Genomic DNA, 20,553 nt, shown 5'->3' with positions numbered 1-20,553 from the left:
TCAGCCCTGCCCGCTTCCGCCGCGCCGCCGCGCACGGTGCCGCAACCACAGCTTGCGCAGTTCGTCCGCCAGCCACATTGCCAGCGCGAAGGGCAGCACGTACAGCCAGGGCTCGAGCGCAAGCGGCAACGCGCCGAACAGCCAGTTGCCCAGCGGCGTGTAGACGATGAACAGGATCAGCGCCCCCTCGGTCGCAATGCCGGCCCACAGCAGGGGATTGCGGGCGAGCGCCGGCGACAGGCTAGAGCGCGTGGGGTGGCGGCAGAGGAACAGGTTCATGACCTGCATCGCGACGATCGCCGCCAGGCAGGCGGTGGTGGCACGCAGGTAGTCGGGATCGGTCGCGCCAGGCAGTTCGCCGTACTGCCAACCGCCATCGCCCAGCACGAGGAAGAACACGCTCATGGCCGCCGCAGCCTCGAACAGGCCGAGGAACAGATAGGCCCGCGCGAGCAGCCCCCAGGAGAGCAGGTGTTCGCCGCGTGGTCGTGGTGGCCGGCGCATTACGTCCGGATCCGGCTTCTCCGCTCCCAGTGCCAGTGCCGGCAAGATGTCGGTGCCGAGGTCGACGGCAAGGATCTGGATGATCGTCAGCGGCAGGGGAATGCGGAACAGCACGTAGGCCAGGTAGGGGACGATCTCGGGGATGTTCGAACTGAGGATGTAGGTCAGGAACTTGCGGATGTTGTCGAACACCGCCCGCCCCTCCTCGATCGCATCGACAATGGTGGAAAAGTTGTCGTCGAGCAGCACGACGTCGGCCGCCGCCTTGGCGACATCCGTGCCCGTGCGGCCCATCGCGATGCCGATGTCGGCGACCTTGAGCGCGGGGGCGTCATTGACGCCATCACCGGTGACGGCCACGACCTCGCCCTTGCGCTGCAGCGCCTCGACGATGCGCATCTTCTGCTCGGCCGCCACGCGCGCGAACAGGATCTCGCGCGCATCGAGCGCGATCTGCAGCTGCGTCTCGGACATTCGCCGCAGGCTGTCGCCGCTGACCACTGCCGGCGCCCCGCTCTTCACCAGGCCGATCTCGCGCGCGATCGCCAGCGCCGTGTGCGAATGGTCGCCAGTGATCATGATGACGCGGATCCCCGCGTCGGCGCAGCGCGCGATCGCCGCGGGCACCTGCGGGCGCGGCGGATCCTCGAGTCCGATCAGGCCGCTGAGCACGAGTCCCGACTCGTCCCGCGCCGCCCACCCTGTTCCGCTACGCAGACTACGATGGGCGAAGGCGAGCACCCGCAGTCCAGCGTCGGTCATCGCCTCCAGCGCGGCCAGCAGCCGCGTGCGCAAGGCATCGTCGAGCTCGACCACGCCCTGCGCGGTCATCGCCCGATTGCAGCAGGGCATTACCGTCTCCGGCGCCCCCTTGCAGAACAGTCTTGCCCCCTCATGGCTGTCGCAGATCACCGACATGCGCTTGCGATCGCTATCGAAGGGAATCTCGTCGATGCGATGCATCAACTCCCCCCGACCCACGATCGTCCCTCCGAATGCGGCCAGCGCGACCTCCATCGGGTCGCCCTGTGCCTCCCCGCCCGACACGTTCGGCGCCAGGTTGTGGCAGATGGCCGCATTGCTTCCAAGCGCCTGCAGCGCCTCGCGGGCCATCGGTGTCGACGGCAAGGCATCAGCCGCATGCAGCGCACCGGCCACCCACACCCGCCGCACCGCCATGCGGTTCTGCGTCAGCGTGCCGGTCTTGTCGCAGCAGATCACGGTAGCGGCGCCCAGCGCCTCGACCGCCGGCAGATGCCGGACCAAGGCATTGCGCCGCGCCATGCGCTGCGTGGCCATGGCCAGCGCCAGCGTCACCGTGGGTGCCAGGCCTTCGGGCACATTGGCCACGATGATGCCGATCGCGAACAGCAGGTTCGCCCAGAACGGCATCCCCAGCGCATGACCGATGGAGAAGAACAGCACCCCAAGACCGCATGCGAGCACGGCGACCAGGCGCGACAGGCGGACGATCTCCCGCTGCAGGGGCGACACCGCCTCCCCGGCCGACTGCGTCAGGTGGGCGATGCGGCCGAACTCGGTACGCATGCCGGTGGCGAACACCACCGCCCGTCCCTGCCCGGATACAACCGCCGTGCCCGCAAGCAGCAGGTTGCGCGCGAACAGGGGCGACTCTTCCTGGCTGGGGGCGGCCTCGCAAGCCCGCGGACGCGACTCGCCGGTGACCGTGGCGGTATTCACCCGCAGCCCGAGCGAATCGATGACACGGCAGTCGGCCGGCACCAGGTCACCCTCGTCGAGCGAGACGACATCGCCCGGCACCAGAAGGTCGGCAGCCCGTTGCGTCGCTGCTCCATCCCGCCACACCGTCACCTTGGGCGGCAGCAACTGTCGCAGCGCGGCAAGCGCGCGCTCGGCCTTGTACTCCTGCCAGAAGGAGAACAGCCCATTGACCACGATCACGCCCACGATCGCGATGCCAAGGCGCCCCATGCCTTCGCCCGGCTGGAAGTATTCCGCGCTGAGGGCGAGCACGGCAGCCGCCCACAGTACGAGTGCGAAGAAATGGGTGAACTCCCGCCCCAGGCGGTGCAGCAGGGGTGCAGCGGCAACCCGCTCGACCCGGTTCGGCCCGTACTCCAGCAGCCGACGGGCCGCCTCCGTGGCCGTCAGGCCGCCGGGCGTGGAGTTCAGGCTGCGAAGCGCCGCTTCCACGGCGAGGCTCTGGATCCGCATGTTGCGACACCCGGTGAGCAGATGTACGCGCCCTGCATAGGCCTTGCGCAGGCAATGAAACGAATCGGCGCGCGTTCGTTTCCAGTGTAGATCGGCCACGCCCGGCGGAAAGACCTGCGCCGCGCGCGGACGAAAAAAAACCGCGGAGCATTCCGCGGTTTCCCGGCTTCCATGGCGCCCTTGCCGGCGCCACGAGCGGATCATCCGATCCGGATCACTTCTTGGCGGCAGCCAGGCCGTTGACGATCTCGGCCTTGGCGTCCTCGACGGTACCCCAGCCCAGGACCTTGACCCACTTGCCCGGCTCGAGATCCTTGTAGTGCTCGAAGAAGTGCACGGTCTGCTTCATCAGCAACTCGGGCAGGTCGTCGGTGGTCTGGACCTTGTCGTACAGCGGGGTCAGCTTCGACACCGGCACGGCCACGACCTTGGCGTCGACGCCGCCGTCGTCTTCCATCTTCAGCACGCCGACCGGGCGGCAGCGGATGACGACGCCCGGCGCCAGCGGGAAGGGGGTGACGACCAGCACGTCCACCGGATCGCCGTCACCGGCGATGGTGTGCGGCACGTAGCCGTAGTTCAGCGGGTAACGCATCGAGGTGCCCATGAAGCGGTCGACGAACACGGCGCCGCTGTCCTTGTCCACTTCGAACTTGATCGGATCGCCCTGAGCGGAGATCTCGATGATGACGTTGATGTCGTTCGGCACGTCCTTGCCGGCGCTGACCAGATCAAAACCCATGGTTCCCTCCCGTGGAAAATGTGCGCGGATTATAGGGGGAAACCGCAATGTCTTGCACTGCATCATTGCCCCCTGCACGCTGCGGCCAATCTCAGGCGGGGGAGTCGAAGCCGGCGTTCTCGACGGCCTCGCGCAGCGCCGCCACCGATACCTTTGCCGGATCGTACCGAACCGTCGCCGAAGCCTCGGCCAGCGACACTTGCGCGTCCGCCACGCCGGGCAGCGCCTTCAGCACACCGGTCACGTTCTTCACGCAGCCGCCACAGCTCATGCCTTCGACCTTGATCGTCACTTCATTCATTTGCGTATCACTCCTTGGCGAAAAAGGGATTGTCTAGCGCCCCGCGCGCCACCGGCGCAGGAGCAGCGAATTACTGACGACCGACACCGAGCTCATCGCCATCGCCGCACCGGCGATCACCGGGTTCAGCATGCCGGCCGCCGCGAGCGGGATGCCGAGCACGTTGTAGATGAAGGCGAAGAACAGGTTCTGGCGGATCTTGGACAGCGTTGCGCGCGACAGGTCAATCGCGTCCGCCACGCCATGCAGGCTGTTGCGCACCAGCGTGATGTCGGCCGCTTCCACGGCGACGTCGGCACCGACGCCGATGGCGAAGGAGACGTCGGCCGCGGCGAGCGCCGGCGCATCGTTGATGCCGTCGCCCGCCATGCCCACGCGTAGCGGCTTGTCGTCCCCCGCCTGGCGCAAGGCCTCGACCGCCGCGGCCTTGTCGCCCGGCAGCACGCCGGCACGCCAGTCGGTGATCCCGGTGTGGCGGGCGATGGCTTCGGCCGTGGCCGGATGGTCGCCGGTGAGCATCACCACACGTACGCCCTTGGCCTGCAGCCGCGCAACGGCCGCCGCCGAGTCCTCGCGCACCCGGTCGGCCACGCCGATGAGTCCGGCGAAGACGCCGTCAACCGCCACCGCAACCAAGGTCTTGCCCGCGGCGGCGAGATCATCGCTGACCGCCTCCGCCAGACCGATGCCCCGCTCCAGCAGGAAACGCGGCGAACCGAGCAGCACTGCCTGCACACCTGCTTCGCCCCGGATCCGCCCCTCGATGCCCATGCCGCCGACGGCGTTGACCGCCTCGGTCGCCGGCAGATCGATCGCGTCGGCACAGGCGGCGGCCACGATGGCGGTCGCAATGGGATGGCCGCTGCCCTGCTCGAGCGCAGCGGCCACCGCCAGCAGGCGCTCGCGCGTCCAGTCGGCCGCCGGCACCACGTCGGTGACGGCCGGCAGGCCTTCGGTCAAGGTACCGGTCTTGTCCACCGCCAGCACGCCGATACGCTCGGCCAGTTCCAGCGCCTCTGCGTTCTTCACCAGCATGCCGGCTCGCGCGCCCTGGCCGGTGCCGACCATGATCGCCGTCGGCGTCGCCAGCCCCAGCGCGCACGGGCAGGCGATGACCAGCACCGCCACGGCGTTGATCAGCGCCTGCTGGAAGTCGCCGCTCGCCAGCCACCAGCCGGCGAAGGTCAGCAGTGCGATGGCGACCACGACCGGCACGAACACCGCCGCGATGCGATCGGCCAGGCGCTGCACCGGCGCCTTCGAGCCCTGCGCCTGCTCGACCAGGCGGATGATACCCGCCAGCAGCGTCTGCGCCCCGACGCCGGTGGCACGGCAGCGCAGCAGGCCGTTGCCATTGAGAGTGGCCGCGAACACCGTATCGCCCGCCTGCTTGTCGATCGGCAGGCTCTCGCCGGTCAGCATCGCCTCGTTGACCGCCGACTCGCCCTGCTCGACGACACCATCGACCGGCACCGCATCGCCCGGACGCAGCACGAACAGATCGCCCGGTTGCAGCGACTCGACGGGCACCTCGACGAGCTCGCCGTCGCGCTCGACAAGCGCCATCTTCGGCTGCAAGCGCAGCAGCGCATCGAGCGCGGCCGTGGTGCGGGCCTTGGCGCGCGCCTCCATCAGCTTGCCGAGCAGCACCAGCGTGATGATCATCGCCGAGGCCTCGAAATACACATGCAGGTCGTGGCGGTTGGCCAGCGTGACAACAAGGCTGTAGAAGTAGGCCATCGAGGTGCCGAGCGCGACCAGCACGTCCATGTTGGCGCCGCCGCCGCGCAGCGAGGCCCAGGCGCCGCGATAGAAGCGGGCGCCGATCCAGAACTGCACCGGCGTCGCCAGCAGCAGTTGCAGCCAGCGCGGCACCAGATCGTGATGCACCTCGCCGCCGGGCCACAGGCCGAACATCGCCGGCATCTGCGCCGCCAGCGGCAGGCTCAGCACCGCCGCGATCCAGAAGTGGCGCAGTTCCACCCGCCACTCGGCCTGGTGGCGGGCGCGCTCGGCCTCACGCGCCAGCTGGCGCGCGTCGCTGGCCTGGAAACCCGCGCGTTCGACCGCGGCCGTGGCCTGCGCCAGCGTCAGCGCGCCGGGCGCGAAGCGCAACGTGGCGCGCTCGGTGGCCAGATTGACGCTCGCCTGCACGCCCGGCAGACGGTTCAGCACCTTCTCCAGCCGCGTCGAGCAGGCAGCGCAGGTCATGCCGCCGATGGCCAGTTCAAGAGATTCGGTTGCCACCGCGCCGGAGGCTTCGGGCGGCGTGTTCAGCGTAGCCTGGGACATGGTTTCGGGTATTGCGCAAACGTTCGACAGACGGCAGTCTAAACCCCGTACCAAGGTACGGAGTCAACCCGTGGACACGCAAATCGAACGGACATTCACCATCGGTGCGCTGGCGCGCGAGGCGGAGGTCAGCATCGAGACCATCCGCTACTACCAGCGCCGCGGCCTCCTGCACGCGCCGGAACGCGGCCATGGCAGCTACCGGCGGTACGGACAGGCCGAACTCGCGCGACTGAAGGCGATCCGCCGCGCGCAGCAGCTTGGTTTCTCGCTGGAAGAGATCGATAGCCTGCTCGCCCTCAACGAAGACACCGACCGCGAGCGTGCGCGCGAAACGGCGCAGGCAAAGATCGAGCTGATCGACGCCCGCATTCGCCAGCTTCAGGATATGCGCGGCGCACTGGCCGAACTCGTGCGCTGCTGCCACGACACGCAGGCCGGTGCGCCCTGCCCGATCCTGCGCGCGCTGTCAGGCGGCTGAGCCGCTCAGGTCACGCAGACCACGCCGCTCCACAGGTCACCGCCCAGCGTGGGCGCGTGATAGAGCCCGAACATGCCGAAGCCCAGCACCAGCAGGCCGGAGGCAAAGCGCACCTTGGGGTTGCGGGTGAAATCGCGGAAGCGCTTGAACAGCATGCCTGCCAACAAGAGGTTGGGCAGCGTGCCGAGGCCGAAGGCGAGCATCAGCCCGGCGCCGCGCGCACCGGAACCGGTGACCAGCGCCGTGGCGAGGATCGAATAGGTCAGCCCGCAGGGAATGAAGCCCCACAGGAGTCCGAGCGGCAGTGCCTGCTTGACCGAGCGCGCCGGCAGGAAGCGCCGCGTGGCCGGCTGGATGCGGCGCCAGATCACGTGCCCGGCACGCTCGACCGGCGCCAGCAGGCGGGTAAAGCCAGTGAGGTAGAGCCCGAGCGCGACCAGCATCAGGTTCGCGAGCACGTAAAGCGTCATCTGCACCGGCAGCATGCCGTCGTACAGCATGCCCACCGAGCCGAGTGCGCCAACGAGACCGCCAAGCGCGGTGTAGGTGGTGATGCGGCCAAGGTTGTAGGCCAGGTGCAGCGGCCATTGCGGCTTGCTGCCGGGCGTCTGCACCTGCACCGTGAGCGCGCCGACAATGCCGCCGCACATCGACACGCAGTGCGTGCCGCCCAGCAGGCCGATCAGGAAGACGGCGAGATAACCGGTTTCAGGCATGAGATGAGAAGGCCCCGCTACGAGTGCGAGGCCTCATTCTACGCTGCACTGCCACAACCGCATCGGGCCGGTCAGATTACGCGCGAGTAGCGCGCACGCTCGCGGTCGGCGCGAAGGTAGCGGTCGAACACCATCGCGATGCCGCGCACCAGCAGCCGCCCACCCGGCTGCACGCTGATCCAGTCACCGTCGATCTTGACCAGGCCGGCCTTCTCCATCTCCTTGAGGTCAGCCAGTTCCTCGGCGAAGTACTCACGGAAGTTGATCAGGTGCGCGATCTCGATCGATTGCATCGACAGCTCGAAATGGCACATCAGCGCCTGGATGATCGCGCGCCGCAACAGGTCGTCGGCGGTCAGCTCGATGCCGCGCAGCACCGGCAGCTCGTCACGGTCGAGCGCATCGTAGTACTCGTCCAGCGTCTTCACGTTCTGCGCATACACCGGGCCGATCTTGCCGATGGCCGACACGCCGAAGGCCAGCAGGTCGCACTCGGCCTGTGTCGAGTAGCCCTGGAAGTTGCGGTGCAGACGCCCCTGGCGCTGGGCGATGGTGAGCTCGTCGTTGGGCTTGGCGAAGTGGTCCATGCCGATATAGACGTAGCCTGCCTCGGTCAGGCGGCGGATGCCGAGCTGCAGCAACTGCAGCTTGGTGTCCGGCGTCGGCATGTCGCTCATGAAGATGCGGCGTTGCGGCTTGAACAGACCGGGCAGGTGCGCGTAGCTATAGAGCGAGATGCGGTCCGGCGAGATCTCGAGCACCTGTTCGAGCGTACGGTTGAAGCTGATGACGTTCTGCTTGGGCAGGCCGTAGATCAGGTCCATGCTCACCGACTTGAATCCGTTGGCGCGCGCGGCGTCGATGACGAGCTTGGTCTCGTCGAAGCTCTGGATGCGGTTGACCGCCTGCTGCACGTCCTCGGCGAAATCCTGAACGCCGACGCTCATGCGGTTGAAGCCGAGTTCGGCGAGCAGCTTGACGGTATCGAAATCGACCTTGCGCGGGTCGACCTCGATCGAGTATTCGCCGTTGGGCACCAGTGTGAAGTGCTCGCGCACCGAGGCCATCAGCTCCCGCATTTCGTCATGCGAAAGGAAGGTTGGCGTGCCGCCACCCAGGTGCAACTGTGTTACCTGACGGCTGCCTTCAAGACAGGCGGCCTGCATCGCGATCTCTTTTGCCAGGTATTTCAGATACTTGGCCGATCGCCCATGATCCTTGGTGATGATCTTGTTGCAGGCGCAGTAGTAACAGATCGTGTTACAAAAAGGGATGTGGAAGTATAATGAGAGCGGTTTGCTGACGCCGCCGATGGCCCTTTTGGCGAGCCAGTGCTTGAGCGCGTCAGCATTGAACGCCTCGACAAAGCGATCCGCGGTCGGGTAAGAGGTATACCGCGGTCCGTTGATGTCGAATCGACGGATCAGCTGCGGATCGAAGATGAGTTCGTTCTGTTCGGTCATGATCTTGCTGCTACTGTGTGTGCCGAACAATGGCAGACCAGCGCAAATTTTTGGTTGACGTGGATCAACGGCCATGGTGATGTCGGCCGGAGACACTGTTAAACCGCGTTTGGGACTCTGTGAGTCGGGATGACGGGATTATCGTGCAGATGAGGGCAAGCGTGCCAATTACCGTGAGCGGGCTCAAGACCGCCTGTTCGCAGTGTAATCTCGTTGAGCTGTGCCTGCCCTTCGGCATGTCCGACAGCGAACTGAGCCGGCTGGATGAACTGGTCGGCGCACGGCGCAAGGTCAAGCGCCAGCAAAACCTCTACCGCGCCGGCGATCCGTTCGAGGCGATCTACGCCATCCGCGCTGGCTCCTTCAAGACCGACGTGCTGCTGGAGGACGGTCGCGACCAGGTCACCGGTTTCCAGATGACCGGCGAGATCCTCGGCCTGGACGGCATCAGTACCGAAACCCACAGCTGCAACGCCATCGCGCTCGAAGACAGCGAGGTGTGCGTCATCCCATACGCCAAGCTCGAGGAACTGTCGCACGAGGTCGAGGGCCTGCAGCACCAGTTCCACAAGGTGATGAGCCGCGAGATCGTGCGCGATCACGGCGTCATGATGCTGCTCGGCTCGATGCGCGCCGAAGAGCGCCTGGCGGCCTTCCTGCTGAACATGTCGCAGCGCTTCACCGCTCGCGGCTTCTCGGCGGCCGAATTCCACCTGCGCATGACGCGCGAGGAAATCGGCTCCTACCTCGGGCTCAAGCTCGAGACCGTTTCGCGCGCCTTCTCGCGCTTCCAGGAAGAAGGCCTGATCGCCGTACAGCAGAAACACATCCGCCTGCTGGACACCGCGGGCCTGCGCAAGCTGATCCAGCACCAGACTGCCGGCAGCGGGCGCTAAGGCCCGCAGCACAGGTCAACCGGCCACCGCCAGGTAGCCCGCAACGTTCTTGGTCAGCGCCACGGAGACGATCCACGCATACACCAGCAGCGCAGCGGCGAACGCACCGAGACGGATCCCCTGCGTCTTGCCGCGCTTCAGCGCAACCGTGCCGAGCAGGATGTAGGCAATCAGGCCGAACACCTTGGCCGTCACCCACCCGGCCTCGAAGGGGTACTGCCGGATCATGACCGCCAGTGCGATGGCGCTCAGCAACAAGGTGCTGTCGATGATGTGCGGCAGCACACGTGCCGGCAGGCTCTTCAGGCGCGGACTGCCCGTCATCATCCAGAAGCCGCGCAACAGGAAACCCATGGCACTGAGCACAACGCAGGTGACATGAAGGTGCTTGACTGCGAAATACATGCGTTCTCCCTCCCGGGCCGGCATCGCGCACGCCGCGCTTCGCCCCGGGTCGATTAGAATTGCCGTCGATAACGAGACTGCTTCCCACTCAGGAACGCGCGGACATGACCCACACTTCCCTTGACATCCCGGCGCTGCTCAAGCGCATTCCCCTGTTCAGCGAGCTCTCGGATACCGACCTCGAGCTTGTCGGTCGCTACACACGCGACCGCCACATCGTGCGTGGCGAAGTGCTGTTCCAGCGCGGCGACCAGCCGCATGGCTTTTACTTCGTCGTGTCCGGTCAGGTCAAGCTTGCGTTCTCGTCGCCCCAGGGCACCGAGAAGGTCGTGGAGATCATCGGACCGATGCAGAGCTTCGGCGAGGCGGTGATGTTCATGAACAAGCCGTACCCGGTCTTCGCCGAGGCGCTGACCGAGACCGTGCTGATCCACGTCGGCCAGGCCGTGGTCACCGAACTGATCGACCAGGACTCCACCTTCGCGCACAAGCTGCTGGCGGGCATGGCGATCCGCCTGCACGGGCTGATCCAGGACGTGGAAACCTACTCGCTACGCTCGAGCATCCAGCGTGTGATCGGCTACCTGCTTCAGGTGGCGGACAGCGACACGCCGTGCGAGATCGCGCTGCCGACCAGCAAGCAGGTAATCGCCTCGCGGCTGAACCTGACGCCCGAGACCCTGTCGCGCATCTTCCACGACCTCAGCGAGTCCGGCCTGATCAGTGTGCAGGGCAAGCGCATCACGCTGCACGACCCTGCCCGCCTCGCCCGTTACCAGGCCTGAGGCCCGCGCCTATTTTTCGCGCACGTAGCTGCCCGGTGCCGCACACAGGGCCGGGAAGCGTTTGCTGGCAGCCGGGCGTGCCTCGACCTCTTCCCCGGCGCGGGGCTTGAGCCAACGCATCCAGTCCTCCCACCAGCTGCCGGCATGCTCCTCCGCACGCCGGCGCCACGAGTCGGTCGTATCCGACCGCTGCGCATCGGCAACCCAGTAGCGTCGCTTCGGCGGATGCACGATGGGGTTGACGATGCCGAGGATGTGCCCGGAGCTCGACAGCACAAAGCGCTTGTTGCCCACCACGTGGTTGTTGACGGCGAAGGTCTGGCGCCAAGGTGCGATGTGATCGTCCTCGGCGGACACCGCATACAGAGGCTGGCGGATCGTCGATAGGTCGAGCGCCTCGCCCGCGACCTGCAGGGCATTGGTCTGGATGAGGCGGTTATGCAGGTAGAGCTCGCGCAGGTACCACGCGTGCATGGCATACGGCATGCGCGTGGTGTCCATGTTCCAGTACAGCACGTCGAACGGTGGCGGCGAGTCGCCGTACAGCCAGCCATGCACGACGTAGTGCCAGATCAGGCTGTTGGAACGCAACAGCCTGAATGAAGCGGCCATTTCACCACCGTCCAGGTAGCCCTTGCGCTCCATGCGGTCGCACAGGTAGTCGATGCTGCCCTCGTCGATGAAGACTTCGATGTCGCCTGGTTTGTGAAAGTCGACCAGCGTCGTGAACAGCGTCCAGTCGGCGACCGGCATGGCATCCGCCGCGTAGTGGCGGTTCGCCCACGCCATGTACATCGCCAGCGCCGTGCCGCCGATGCAGTAGCCGACCGCATGCACGCGCGCTGCTCCGCTGAACTCGCGCGCCACGCGCACGATCGTGTCGACGCCTTCCAGCAGGTAGTCGTCGAAGCCGACGTCCCGCATCGATGCATCCGGGTTTTTCCAGCTGGTGATGAACACGTCGAGCCCCTGATCGAGCAGGAAGCGGATCATGCTCTTCTTCGGCACGAGGTCGAGCACATAGAACTTGTTGATCCACGGCGTGACGATGACCACGGGTTCGGCATGCACACGCGGCTGGGTCGGCGCGTAGTGGATGACTTCGAGCAGGCGGTTACGGAACACGACCGCGCCCGGTGTGGTGGCTAGGTTCTCGCCGACCTTGAAATCGCCGGGGTCGGTCATGCGGACATTGCCAGCCTGCAGGTCGTCGAGGAAATTGCGGAAGCCCCGCACGAGACTGTCACCCCGCGTCTCCATCGCCTTGCGCATTGCAACCGGGTTGGTGAGCAGGTAGTTGGTAGGCGCCACCGCATTGAGCCACTTCCGCCACCAGAAGGCGGCACGACGCCGCTCCTTGCCGGAGAGTGCGGGGGTGTCGTACAGCATGTCCTGGGTGTGATGGGTGAAGGCGAGGTACCACTCCTTCATCAGGTCCCAGGTCGGCGACTCCGTCCACACGGGGTCGGCGAAGCGCGCGTCGTCCGCGTTGGGCGCAATCGGATCCGGGCTGGCCACGCCCAGCATCCGGTCCCAGGTGTGCCACTGCAATCGCCACAGATCGCTCGACAGGCGCACCGCGCGCTCGGCGAGCTCCTGCGGATGCGCAAGCCAGGCCAGCTGTGCATGCACGATCGGCGCCGTCATGCCGAGCGGATCGACCGCGTCGACGACACTCTCGCGCAATCGGTGGAAGCTGCGCACCATCTCCGGCCCGTTCGGCGCCCCCGCTCGAGGCTGGCTACGCCGCCCGCCCGGGGAGGACGACTGCTTGTTCTCGCTGGCCATGTTCTTCTCCTTGCGTCACGGCATCGTGTAGCTCAAGCCCGGATCGGGCATCACTGGCGCAGGCCAACCCAGCCTGGCATGGATCGCGTCGGCGAGCGCCATCGCGCCCAGCGGCTCGCCATGCACGACGAAGGTCCGTTTCGGCGGCTGCTTGATGTGTGCCATCCAGTCGAGCAGCGCCGGCTGGTCGGCATGGGCGGACAGGCCACCGATGGTATGAATCCGCGCCCGGACGGGAATCCGCTCGCCGAACAGGCTGATCTGCCGCGCACCATCGACCAACCGGCGCCCGAGGGTGCCAGCCGCCTGGAAACCCGCGATGATGACCGAGCACTCGCTGCGCCCGAGGTTGTAGCGCAGGTGATGGCGGACGCGGCCAGCGTCGCACATGCCGCTCGCCGAGATGATCACGAGTCCGCCCCTGACATTGTTGAGAGCCATCGACTCCTCGACGTCCTGCACAAAACGGACATCGAACCTTGCTCCGTTGCCCTGCGACCAGGCGAAGAGCTTGCGCGTTTCCTCGTCCCACAGATCGCGGTGTCGGACGGTCAACTCGGTCACGGCGGAGGCCATCGGCGAGTCGACTACGACCTTCAATGGCCCGACCCGACCTGCACGCACCAGATCGGCCAACACGAACAGAATCTCCTGCGTACGACCGACCGCGAACGCGGGAATGATGACGTTGCCACCTCGTCCGACGAGCGTCTGGTTGATGGCGTCCGCCAGTTCATCGAGCGTGGCATCGAAGGATCGGTGCGCGCGGTTGCCGTAGGTCGACTCCACACACAGCACGTCGGCGCGCTCGACGTAGACCGGGTCGCGCAGCACCGGGCGCATCGGTTGTCCAAGGTCACCGGACACCACGAGTCGGCGCGCGGCGGCACCCTCGCCCACATCCAGCGCGATGATCGCCGAGCCGAGGATGTGGCCAGCCTCGCGGAAGCGGAAGCTCACACCGGCTCCGGGGCGGCAGTCCGTCTCGTAAGGCACCGCCTTCAGCCGGCCCAGGCTGACACGGGCCTGCTCGACCGTGTACAGCGGCGTCATCTCGACGCGATGACGTGCCTGCCGGTTGCGCGCATGGCGCAGGGCCCACTCAGCCTCCTTCTCCTGAATGTGCGCGGCATCCATCAGCATGATGCCGAGCAGGTCCACCGTCGCCGGCGTCGCATAGACCGGCCCCTTGTAGCCGAGCGCAACGAGCCTGGGGATGAGGCCGCTGTGGTCGAGATGGGCATGTGTCAGCAACACGAAGTCGATCCGCTTCAGATCGAAGTCGAGCGCCTGCCGATTCTTGACATCGGCGTGCCGCCCGCCCTGGAACAGGCCGCAATCCACAAGAAAGGCTCCCTGCGCGTGATCAACGCGCAGACAGGAACCGGTCACCTCACCTGCCGCACCGAAAAAACTGAGTTTCACCGCGCTCACCTCCCTGTTTCAAACTATGCGCCCCTCAAGCAAGCGCACGTTTGACCCTTATCAAGCCGGATGATGACCATCAGGTCGCTATAATCAGTTCCGTAACAACCGACAGGAGACTCTCCGCCATGTTCAAACATATTCTCGTTCCGACCGACGGCTCCAGCCTGTCGGAAGGCACGGTGTCCCGCGCCGTCACCTTCGCGCGCGAAGCTGGGGCGCGCATCACCTTCTTCTATGCCCAGCCCGATTTCCCGATGCCGATCTACGGCGAGGGTGCACTGATCGACCCCACCACGCCCGAGCAGTTCGCCAAGTCGGCCGCTGCCGAAGCGCAGGGGATCCTCGCCAAGGCCAAGGCCGTCGCGGATGCCGAAGGCGTGGTGGCGGCAACCGACACCGTCGTGAATGAAGTCCCGTACGAAGCCATCATCGACGCCGCCGACCGTCACGGTTGCGACCTCATCTTCATGGCTTCGCACGGCCGCCGCGGTATCGCCGGGCTGCTGCTCGGCAGCGAGACGCAGAAAGTGCTGACCCACAGCAAGACCCCCGTGCTGGTCTATCGCTGAGAAGCGCCCCAAGAAAGCAAAACGGCCCGCAAGGGCCGTTTTGCTTTGGTTCGCATCAATGCCGACGATTGAGTTCGTCGGCACCGCGTTGCAGGAAGACCGTACTCAGGCTGGAGGCCGCACACACCAACCAGAACCCGAGAAATCCGATCGAGTACGTCGCCAGCGGCCCGTAGTGAACCGGTTGACCGAAAAGGTACAACTCCTGCGGGTCGATCACGGTAAAGAAGATCGCCTCTGCCACCGCAGCCACCAGGAAAGACGGCCACAGCACCTGTATCCATTTCAGCATCGCGCTTCTCCTAAACCGTGAACCTCGAAACTGTGCGCTTACTGTCCCAGTTTCGCCTTCTGCTCGTCCTCGGCGATATGCCGCTTGGCAAAGCGCACGAGATAGACCGCCATCACGAGAATGAAGCCGATCGTGAACAGGCTGAGCAGACCGATATCGCTACTGATCAGAAGATCCCAGGCCATGGTACACCTCCAGGTTTAAACAGACAGGTTAGGAACTTGATGGGTCAATCCGGATTTCCGTCTCTGTCGGGAGGTATGCGGCCCCGTTCATTCTCCAGCTGCGGGACTCGTCTTCTAGTTGGAACAGCCAGCGACCGGTACTCAGCGGCGCAAGCCTGCCTTCATACACGCCGCCTGAGCCGGTCATGATGATCTCCTGGTCCTGACCATCGCGCGTCGGATGGATGACGGTCAGGATCGCACGCTCGGGCAAATCATCAGCGTGCAGAGCGCTGAGTTCGATGCGCACCGACTCGCTGCGTACTTTGAGGTCAGCCACCAGCCCAAGCGTACTGGCGCGCTCAACGCGGTCGAGCGTCTGCACGATTGCGCGACCTTCCTTGTAGTAGTCGTCGACCACCATGCCGTCAAAGGTGCGTGCCGCGATGATCAGCGTGATGATCCCGGCAACGACAGCCGTTGCAGGCAGTGCAATCAGAAACCAAGGCCAGCCCTGGCGATACCAGGGCGAGGGGTGCTTTTCAGTCAATGTCGTACTCACGTCAGCGCGGCAACAGGAAAGTGGTTTCTTCACGCACGGTCAGGGACGGGTCGTCCTCTGCCGTGACCTGAAAGTGGATCGGGTTGGACCCCGGCTTGCCCGCATCGTAGGGTACCAGTACCTGCAGGGTCACGGCCTGCGTTGCGGCAGGGGCCACCTCGACCCGCTGCTCGCCGCCGATCTTCACGCCCGGCAGGCCGGACACCTCGAAGCGGAACGCACGCGGCGCCTCGGTCATGTTCATGACCTGCAGACGATAGACGTTCTCGATCTGACCATCCTCCACCTCGCGCGCCAGCGAAGCGCGGTCGCGAATCACGTCGACGCGCAGCGGATCGCGGGTCGCCAACCCCCAGACGAAGGCGAGGCTGATCGCCACGAGGATCGTGCCGTAGATCAGTGTGCGCGGACGCAGCACGTGGCCGAGGATCTCCTTGCTGCCCCAGTGCTTCTTCAGCGCGTTCTCGGTCGTGTACCGGATCAGCCCGCGCGGGTAATTCATCTTGTCCATCACCTGGTCGCAGGCGTCGATGCACGCGGCACAGCCGATGCATTCGTACTGCAAGCCGTTGCGGATGTCGATGCCGGTCGGACAGACCTGCACGCAAATGCCGCAGTCGATACAGTCGCCCTTGCTCACCGTGCGCGGATCGATCCCCTTCTTGCGGGTGCCGCGCGGCTCACCGCGCTCCTCGTCGTAGGTGATGACCAGCGTGTCCGGGTCGAACATCACCGCCTGGAAGCGGGCGTAGGGGCACATGTACTTGCACACCTGCTCGCGCATCACGCCGGCAAACAGGAAGGTGAAAGCGCCGTAGAACAGGATCCAGAACAGCTCCCACGGCCCGAAGCCGAAGGTGGGCACGGATTGCAGCAGTTCGTGGAGCGGCGAGAAGTAGGCAACGAAGGTGAAGCCGGTCCACAAGGCCACCAGGCCCCAGACAAGGAACTTCGCGCCGCGGCGCAGCAGCTTTTCGCCACTCATCGGCCCTTGGTCGCGCTTCTGGCGCTTGATGTGGTCGCCTTCGATCTTCTGTTCTATCCACATGAAGATCTCGGTGTAAACCGTCTGCGGACAGGCGTAGCCACACCACAGGCGACCGGCTATCGCAGTGAAGAAGAACAGCGCGTAGGCCGAGATGATCAGCAGGATTGCGAGGAAGAACACATCCTGCGGCCAGAATACCCAGCCAAAAATGTAGAACTTGCGTTCGGTGAGATGCAGCAGGACGGCCTGCCGGTCGTTCCACGACAGCCATGGCAAGCCGTAGAAGATGATCTGCGTGATCCACACCAGCGCCCAGCGCCAGTTTGCGAACACGCCAGTGACGGCACGGACGTAGAGCTTCTTGCGCGACTCGTAAAGGGTGTCGGCAGATTGGGGGGAATTCGGTTTGGCCGCTTGCTGCGGCTGTGGGGACGGGCTGTTCATGGTCATTTACCGATGAATTATTGTTTTTATTCTTATTGAAGACCCCGGGGGGACCCCCTCCCCCCGGGTTGGAACTGCAGTACTACATTACTTCTTGCTCAGGCTCAGCACGTAGGCCGCCAGCAGATGCACCTTGTCCTCACCGAGGAACTCGCCAAAGGCCGGCATCTGGTTGTTGCGACCGTTGGTGACCGTCTCGATGATCACGGCTTCGGACGAACCATACAGCCAGGACTTGTTCGTCAGGTCCGGCGCGCCCAGCATCGGGTTGCCCTTGCCGTCGGCACCGTGGCAGGCCACGCAGTTCGTCGCGAACAGGTCGGCGCCACGCTGCGCACGCAGCGAGTCATGCGCCAGGCCCGACAGCGAACGAACGTAGTTCGCGACGTCCTTGACGCCTTCACCGCCCAGCGCCGGGCCGAACGGCGGCATCACACCCATGCGACCGCCGATGATCGTGGTCTTGATGGCATCAGGCTCGCCACCCCACAGCCACTCGTTGTCGGTCAGGTTCGGGAAGCTCTTCGCACCCTGGGCCGCCGAGCCGTGGCACTGCGCGCAGTAGGTCAGGAACATGCGCTGGCCCATCGCATTCGCTTCCGGGTCGGCGGCAACCGCCATCAGGTCCATCTCCCGGTACTTGGCGAAGATCGGGCCGTACTTCTCGTCGGCGGCCTTCATTTCGGCTTCGTACTGGCTCCACTGACCGCGGTGCTCGTTCTTGTTACCGAAACCGGGGTAGATGGCCAGATACACGATCGCGAACACGATGGTGATCCAGAACAGGTACATCCACCAGCGCGGCAGCGGGTTGTTGTACTCGGCGAGCGTCTCGTCCCACACGTGGCCGTGCAGCTCGACCGGCCCCTTCTCGCGCTTGGTCATGTTCGACACCAGCACGAACACACAGAACAGGATGGAGAGGGCCACGAGGACCATCACATACATGTTCCAGAAACCGCTGATAAAGTCAGCCATTTGCTTTTCCCTCTTTGTCTTGCCAGCCGCCGGCGGCTGGCACGTCGTCATCGGTCAGGGGCAGACGCGCCGCCTCATCGAACCCCGCCTTCGAGTGCTTGCTGTATGCCCAGTAACAGATGCCCAGGAAACACAGCAGCCCCAGCACGGTGATCAGACTTCTCAGATCGTTGATATCCACGACGCGTCTCCTTCCTTACCTCACGTTCTGCAGCGCCTTGCCCAGCCCTTGCAGGTAGGCAACGACGGCGTCGAGCTCGGTCTTCCCTTCCAGCGCGGCAGGCGCGGCGGCAATCTCCTCGTCGCTGTACTTGTGCAGGCCGACCTTGTTCAGCGCGCGCATCTTGTCCTGGATGTCGTCGGCCTTGACCGGACGATCGAGCCAGGGGAACGCAGGCATGTTCGACTCGGGAACGACGTCACGCGGGTTCAGCAGGTGAACACGCTGCCACTCATCCGAGTAGCGGCCGCCGACGCGGGCCAGGTCGGGACCGGTACGCTTCGAGCCCCACTGGAACGGGTGGTCGTAGATCGACTCGCCCGCCACCGAGTAGTGGCCATAGCGCTCGGTCTCGGCGCGGAACGGACGGATCATCTGCGAGTGGCAGTTGTAGCAACCTTCGCGGATGTAGATGTCGCGGCCGACCAGTCGAACGGGGTCATAGGGCTTGACGTCCAACTGCTTGCCGCCCGGTCCGATCGGAGAGGTGGTCGAGTGCTGGAAGAAGAGCGGCACGATCTCCACCAGACCGCCCACGCTCACGGTGAGGAGCGTGAGAACGATCATGAGGAATACGTTGCGTTCGACTTTTTCGTGTTTCGATTGAGCCATGTTCTTTTTCTCCGATCAGGCGTGGGCGGCTGCGGGGGCGAGCACCGGAGCGTCGTAGGCCTTCTGGCCGGCGATGGTCTTCACCATGTTGTAGAACATGATCACCATGCCGCCGAGGAACAGCGCGCCGCCGATGAAGCGGATAGTCCAGAACGGATAGCTGGCCTTCACGCTCTCGACGAAGGAGTAGGTCAGCGTGCCGTCCGGGTTTGTCGCGCGCCACATCAGACCCTGCATCACGCCGGCAATCCACATCGAAGCGATGTAGAGCACCACGCCGATGGTGGCGATCCAGAAGTGGGCATTGATCAGCTTGACGCTGTACATCTCGGTCTTGCCGTACAGGCGCGGCAGCAGGAAGTAGATCGAGCCGATCGAGATCATGGCCACCCAGCCCAGCGCGCCGGAGTGCACGTGGCCGACGGTCCAGTCGGTGTAGTGCGACAGCGCATTCACGGTCTTCACCGACATCATCGGACCCTCGAAGGTCGACATGCCATAAAAGGACAGCGAGGTGATCAGGAACTTCAGGATCGGATCGGTGCGCAGCTTATGCCAGGCCCCCGACAGGGTCATGATGCCGTTGATCATGCCACCCCAGGACGGCGCCAGCAGGATCAGCGAGAACACCATGCCGACGGACTGGGTCCAGTCAGGCAGCGCGGTGTAGTGCAGGTGGTGCGGACCCGCCCACATGTAGGTGAAGATCAGCGCCCAGAAGTGGACGACGGACAGGCGATACGAATACACCGGACGGTCGGCCTGCTTCGGCACGAAGTAGTACATCATGCCCAGGAAGCCCGCGGTCAGGAAGAAACCCACCGCGTTGTGGCCGTACCACCACTGCACCATCGCGTCCTGCACGCCCGCGTAGGCGGAGTAGGACTTCATGCTGGTCAGCGACACCGGGATCGCGGCGCTGTTGACGATGTGAAGCAGCGCAACGGTCAGGATGAAGGCGCCGAAGAACCAGTTGGCAACGTAGATGTGCGAAATCTTGCGCTTGGCGATGGTGCCAAAGAACACGATCGCGTAGGACACCCACACGATGGCGATCAGGATGTCGATCGGCCACTCGAGCTCGGCGTACTCCTTGGAAGTCGTGTAGCCCAGCGGCAGAGTGATCGCAGCCAGTACGATGACCAGCTGCCAGCCCCAGAAGGTGAAGGCTGCCAGGCCGGGGGCGAACAGACGGGTATGACAGGTCCGCTGCACCACGTAGTAGGACGTGGCGAACAGCGCGCAACCGCCAAACGCGAAGATCACCGCATTGGTATGAAGCGGACGGAGCCTGCCGAAATGCAGGAATTCGTGAACGTTCAGTTCAGGCCACACGAGCTGTGCTGCGGCGATGACGCCGACCAGCATGCCCACGATGCCCCACACCACCGTCATGATGGCGAACTGGCGCACGACTTTATAGTTATAAGTCGCTTGCGATTGCATGTGAGTCACCTCTTAGTTGAAAACCCCTTTTGAGCAACGCCACCCGACCGCTAACGGACTCCCCGGCGACGTCGGCACGAAGAATACGCGGAGGCCGGAACCTCAATTTGATACAGATCAACATTGTATTGCAGTGCGGCACCCGGCGAAAGCAATAGACCGGCCGGCTGCGCCGCCGCGCGCCACGGACCTTGCATCTCCTGCCGTCCGGAACACGCCCTGACGCGCAAAGGGTCAAAAAAAAAGGTTCTTCGCGCGATCTGGGGGAAGTAGTGGTTGAC

22 protein-coding genes are annotated in these 20,553 nt (G+C 64.8%); 5 read left to right on the top strand and 17 right to left on the bottom strand.

The features are described from left to right. The 4 genes from CGK74_RS10790 to CGK74_RS10775 form a co-directional block, all read right to left on the bottom strand. Complete coding sequence (locus tag CGK74_RS10790; protein ID WP_094268494.1) at window positions 1–2,700, bottom strand: cation-translocating P-type ATPase; 2,700 nt, start codon at window positions 2,698–2,700, stop codon at window positions 1–3. 214 nt (window positions 2,701–2,914) lie between these two features. After that, window positions 2,915–3,442 (bottom strand): inorganic diphosphatase, encoded by a 528-nt coding sequence (gene ppa, locus CGK74_RS10785; protein ID WP_094268493.1) that lies wholly within the window; start codon window positions 3,440–3,442, stop codon window positions 2,915–2,917. 91 nt (window positions 3,443–3,533) lie between these two features. Further along, window positions 3,534–3,743 carry a heavy-metal-associated domain-containing protein gene (locus CGK74_RS10780; protein WP_094268492.1) on the bottom strand — a complete coding sequence of 70 codons (210 nt, stop codon included), beginning with the start codon at window positions 3,741–3,743 and terminating at the stop codon, window positions 3,534–3,536. Between the two features lie 33 nt (window positions 3,744–3,776). After that, on the bottom strand, window positions 3,777–6,035 hold the full coding sequence (locus CGK74_RS10775) for a heavy metal translocating P-type ATPase (protein WP_094268491.1): 2,259 nt from the start codon (window positions 6,033–6,035) through the stop codon (window positions 3,777–3,779). A 70-nt stretch (window positions 6,036–6,105) separates the two neighbouring features. Here CGK74_RS10775 and CGK74_RS10770 point away from each other — a divergent pair, with 70 nt between their 5' ends. Continuing rightward, on the top strand, window positions 6,106–6,516 hold the full coding sequence (locus tag CGK74_RS10770) for a MerR family transcriptional regulator (protein ID WP_094268490.1): 411 nt from the start codon (window positions 6,106–6,108) through the stop codon (window positions 6,514–6,516). A gap of 5 nt (window positions 6,517–6,521) precedes the next feature. Here the strand turns inward: CGK74_RS10770 and CGK74_RS10765 are convergent, their stop codons facing one another. Together CGK74_RS10765 and hemN are read right to left on the bottom strand one after the other, a co-directional pair. Continuing rightward, window positions 6,522–7,232, bottom strand: a complete 711-nt coding sequence (locus CGK74_RS10765) for a sulfite exporter TauE/SafE family protein (protein WP_094268489.1) — start codon at window positions 7,230–7,232, stop codon at window positions 6,522–6,524. A gap of 71 nt (window positions 7,233–7,303) precedes the next feature. Next, window positions 7,304–8,695 carry an oxygen-independent coproporphyrinogen III oxidase gene (hemN, locus tag CGK74_RS10760; protein ID WP_094268600.1) on the bottom strand — a complete coding sequence of 464 codons (1,392 nt, stop codon included), beginning with the start codon at window positions 8,693–8,695 and terminating at the stop codon, window positions 7,304–7,306. 149 nt (window positions 8,696–8,844) lie between these two features. Between hemN and fnr the strand changes: the two genes are divergently transcribed. Next, window positions 8,845–9,591, top strand: coding sequence for a fumarate/nitrate reduction transcriptional regulator Fnr (gene fnr / locus CGK74_RS10755; protein WP_094268488.1), 747 nt, complete (start codon window positions 8,845–8,847; stop codon window positions 9,589–9,591). Between the two features lie 15 nt (window positions 9,592–9,606). Here the strand turns inward: fnr and CGK74_RS10750 are convergent, their stop codons facing one another. Then, complete coding sequence (locus tag CGK74_RS10750) at window positions 9,607–9,996, bottom strand: SirB2 family protein (protein ID WP_094268487.1); 390 nt, start codon at window positions 9,994–9,996, stop codon at window positions 9,607–9,609. Between the two features lie 104 nt (window positions 9,997–10,100). Between CGK74_RS10750 and CGK74_RS10745 the strand changes: the two genes are divergently transcribed. Beyond that, on the top strand, window positions 10,101–10,781 hold the full coding sequence (locus CGK74_RS10745) for a Crp/Fnr family transcriptional regulator (protein ID WP_094268486.1): 681 nt from the start codon (window positions 10,101–10,103) through the stop codon (window positions 10,779–10,781). A 9-nt stretch (window positions 10,782–10,790) separates the two neighbouring features. On the opposite strand, the gene CGK74_RS10740 is transcribed toward CGK74_RS10745, so the two are convergent. Together CGK74_RS10740 and CGK74_RS10735 are read right to left on the bottom strand one after the other, a co-directional pair. Continuing rightward, window positions 10,791–12,488: a PHA/PHB synthase family protein gene (locus CGK74_RS10740; RefSeq protein WP_094268485.1), complete on the bottom strand. Its 1,698-nt coding sequence runs from the start codon at window positions 12,486–12,488 to the stop codon at window positions 10,791–10,793. Between the two features lie 96 nt (window positions 12,489–12,584). Then, window positions 12,585–13,913, bottom strand: a complete 1,329-nt coding sequence (locus CGK74_RS10735; protein ID WP_240498700.1) for an MBL fold metallo-hydrolase RNA specificity domain-containing protein — start codon at window positions 13,911–13,913, stop codon at window positions 12,585–12,587. Between CGK74_RS10735 and CGK74_RS19210 the strand changes: the two genes are divergently transcribed. Further along, window positions 13,812–14,048: a hypothetical protein gene (locus CGK74_RS19210; protein WP_240498702.1), complete on the top strand. Its 237-nt coding sequence runs from the start codon at window positions 13,812–13,814 to the stop codon at window positions 14,046–14,048. The two genes, CGK74_RS10735 and CGK74_RS19210, sit on opposite strands and share 102 nt — an antisense overlap. 74 nt (window positions 14,049–14,122) lie before the next feature. Beyond that, the gene (locus tag CGK74_RS10730) at window positions 14,123–14,566 is read left to right on the top strand and encodes a universal stress protein (protein ID WP_094268484.1); all 444 of its coding nucleotides are present in this window, start codon (window positions 14,123–14,125) and stop codon (window positions 14,564–14,566) included. 55 nt (window positions 14,567–14,621) lie between these two features. Here the strand turns inward: CGK74_RS10730 and CGK74_RS10725 are convergent, their stop codons facing one another. The 8 genes from CGK74_RS10725 to ccoN form a co-directional block, all read right to left on the bottom strand. Beyond that, window positions 14,622–14,858, bottom strand: a complete 237-nt coding sequence (locus CGK74_RS10725) for a hypothetical protein (RefSeq protein ID WP_094268483.1) — start codon at window positions 14,856–14,858, stop codon at window positions 14,622–14,624. Window positions 14,859–14,896: 38 nt separating this feature from the next. Then, window positions 14,897–15,043, bottom strand: coding sequence for a DUF3149 domain-containing protein (locus CGK74_RS10720; protein WP_094268482.1), 147 nt, complete (start codon window positions 15,041–15,043; stop codon window positions 14,897–14,899). A 28-nt stretch (window positions 15,044–15,071) separates the two neighbouring features. Next, window positions 15,072–15,572 (bottom strand): FixH family protein, encoded by a 501-nt coding sequence (locus CGK74_RS10715; protein ID WP_420823173.1) that lies wholly within the window; start codon window positions 15,570–15,572, stop codon window positions 15,072–15,074. Window positions 15,573–15,585: 13 nt separating this feature from the next. Next, window positions 15,586–17,016 (bottom strand): cytochrome c oxidase accessory protein CcoG, encoded by a 1,431-nt coding sequence (ccoG, locus tag CGK74_RS10710; protein WP_094268598.1) that lies wholly within the window; start codon window positions 17,014–17,016, stop codon window positions 15,586–15,588. A gap of 87 nt (window positions 17,017–17,103) precedes the next feature. Next, on the bottom strand, window positions 17,104–17,994 hold the full coding sequence (gene ccoP, locus CGK74_RS10705; RefSeq protein WP_094268480.1) for a cytochrome-c oxidase, cbb3-type subunit III: 891 nt from the start codon (window positions 17,992–17,994) through the stop codon (window positions 17,104–17,106). Then, window positions 17,987–18,175, bottom strand: coding sequence for a cbb3-type cytochrome oxidase subunit 3 (locus CGK74_RS10700; protein ID WP_094268479.1), 189 nt, complete (start codon window positions 18,173–18,175; stop codon window positions 17,987–17,989). Before CGK74_RS10700 ends, ccoP begins: the two co-directional genes overlap by 8 nt. A gap of 15 nt (window positions 18,176–18,190) precedes the next feature. Next, window positions 18,191–18,826, bottom strand: a complete 636-nt coding sequence (gene ccoO, locus CGK74_RS10695) for a cytochrome-c oxidase, cbb3-type subunit II (RefSeq protein ID WP_004258712.1) — start codon at window positions 18,824–18,826, stop codon at window positions 18,191–18,193. Window positions 18,827–18,841: 15 nt separating this feature from the next. Then, window positions 18,842–20,272, bottom strand: coding sequence for a cytochrome-c oxidase, cbb3-type subunit I (ccoN, locus tag CGK74_RS10690; protein WP_094268478.1), 1,431 nt, complete (start codon window positions 20,270–20,272; stop codon window positions 18,842–18,844). Window positions 20,273–20,553 lie beyond the last annotated feature (281 nt).

The sequence above is a fragment of the Thauera propionica genome (assembly GCF_002245655.1).
Taxonomy (GTDB): Bacteria; Pseudomonadota; Gammaproteobacteria; order Burkholderiales; family Rhodocyclaceae; genus Thauera; species Thauera propionica.
Note: the sequence above shows the minus strand (reverse complement) of the source record. Positions and strands in the feature narration are given on the sequence as shown.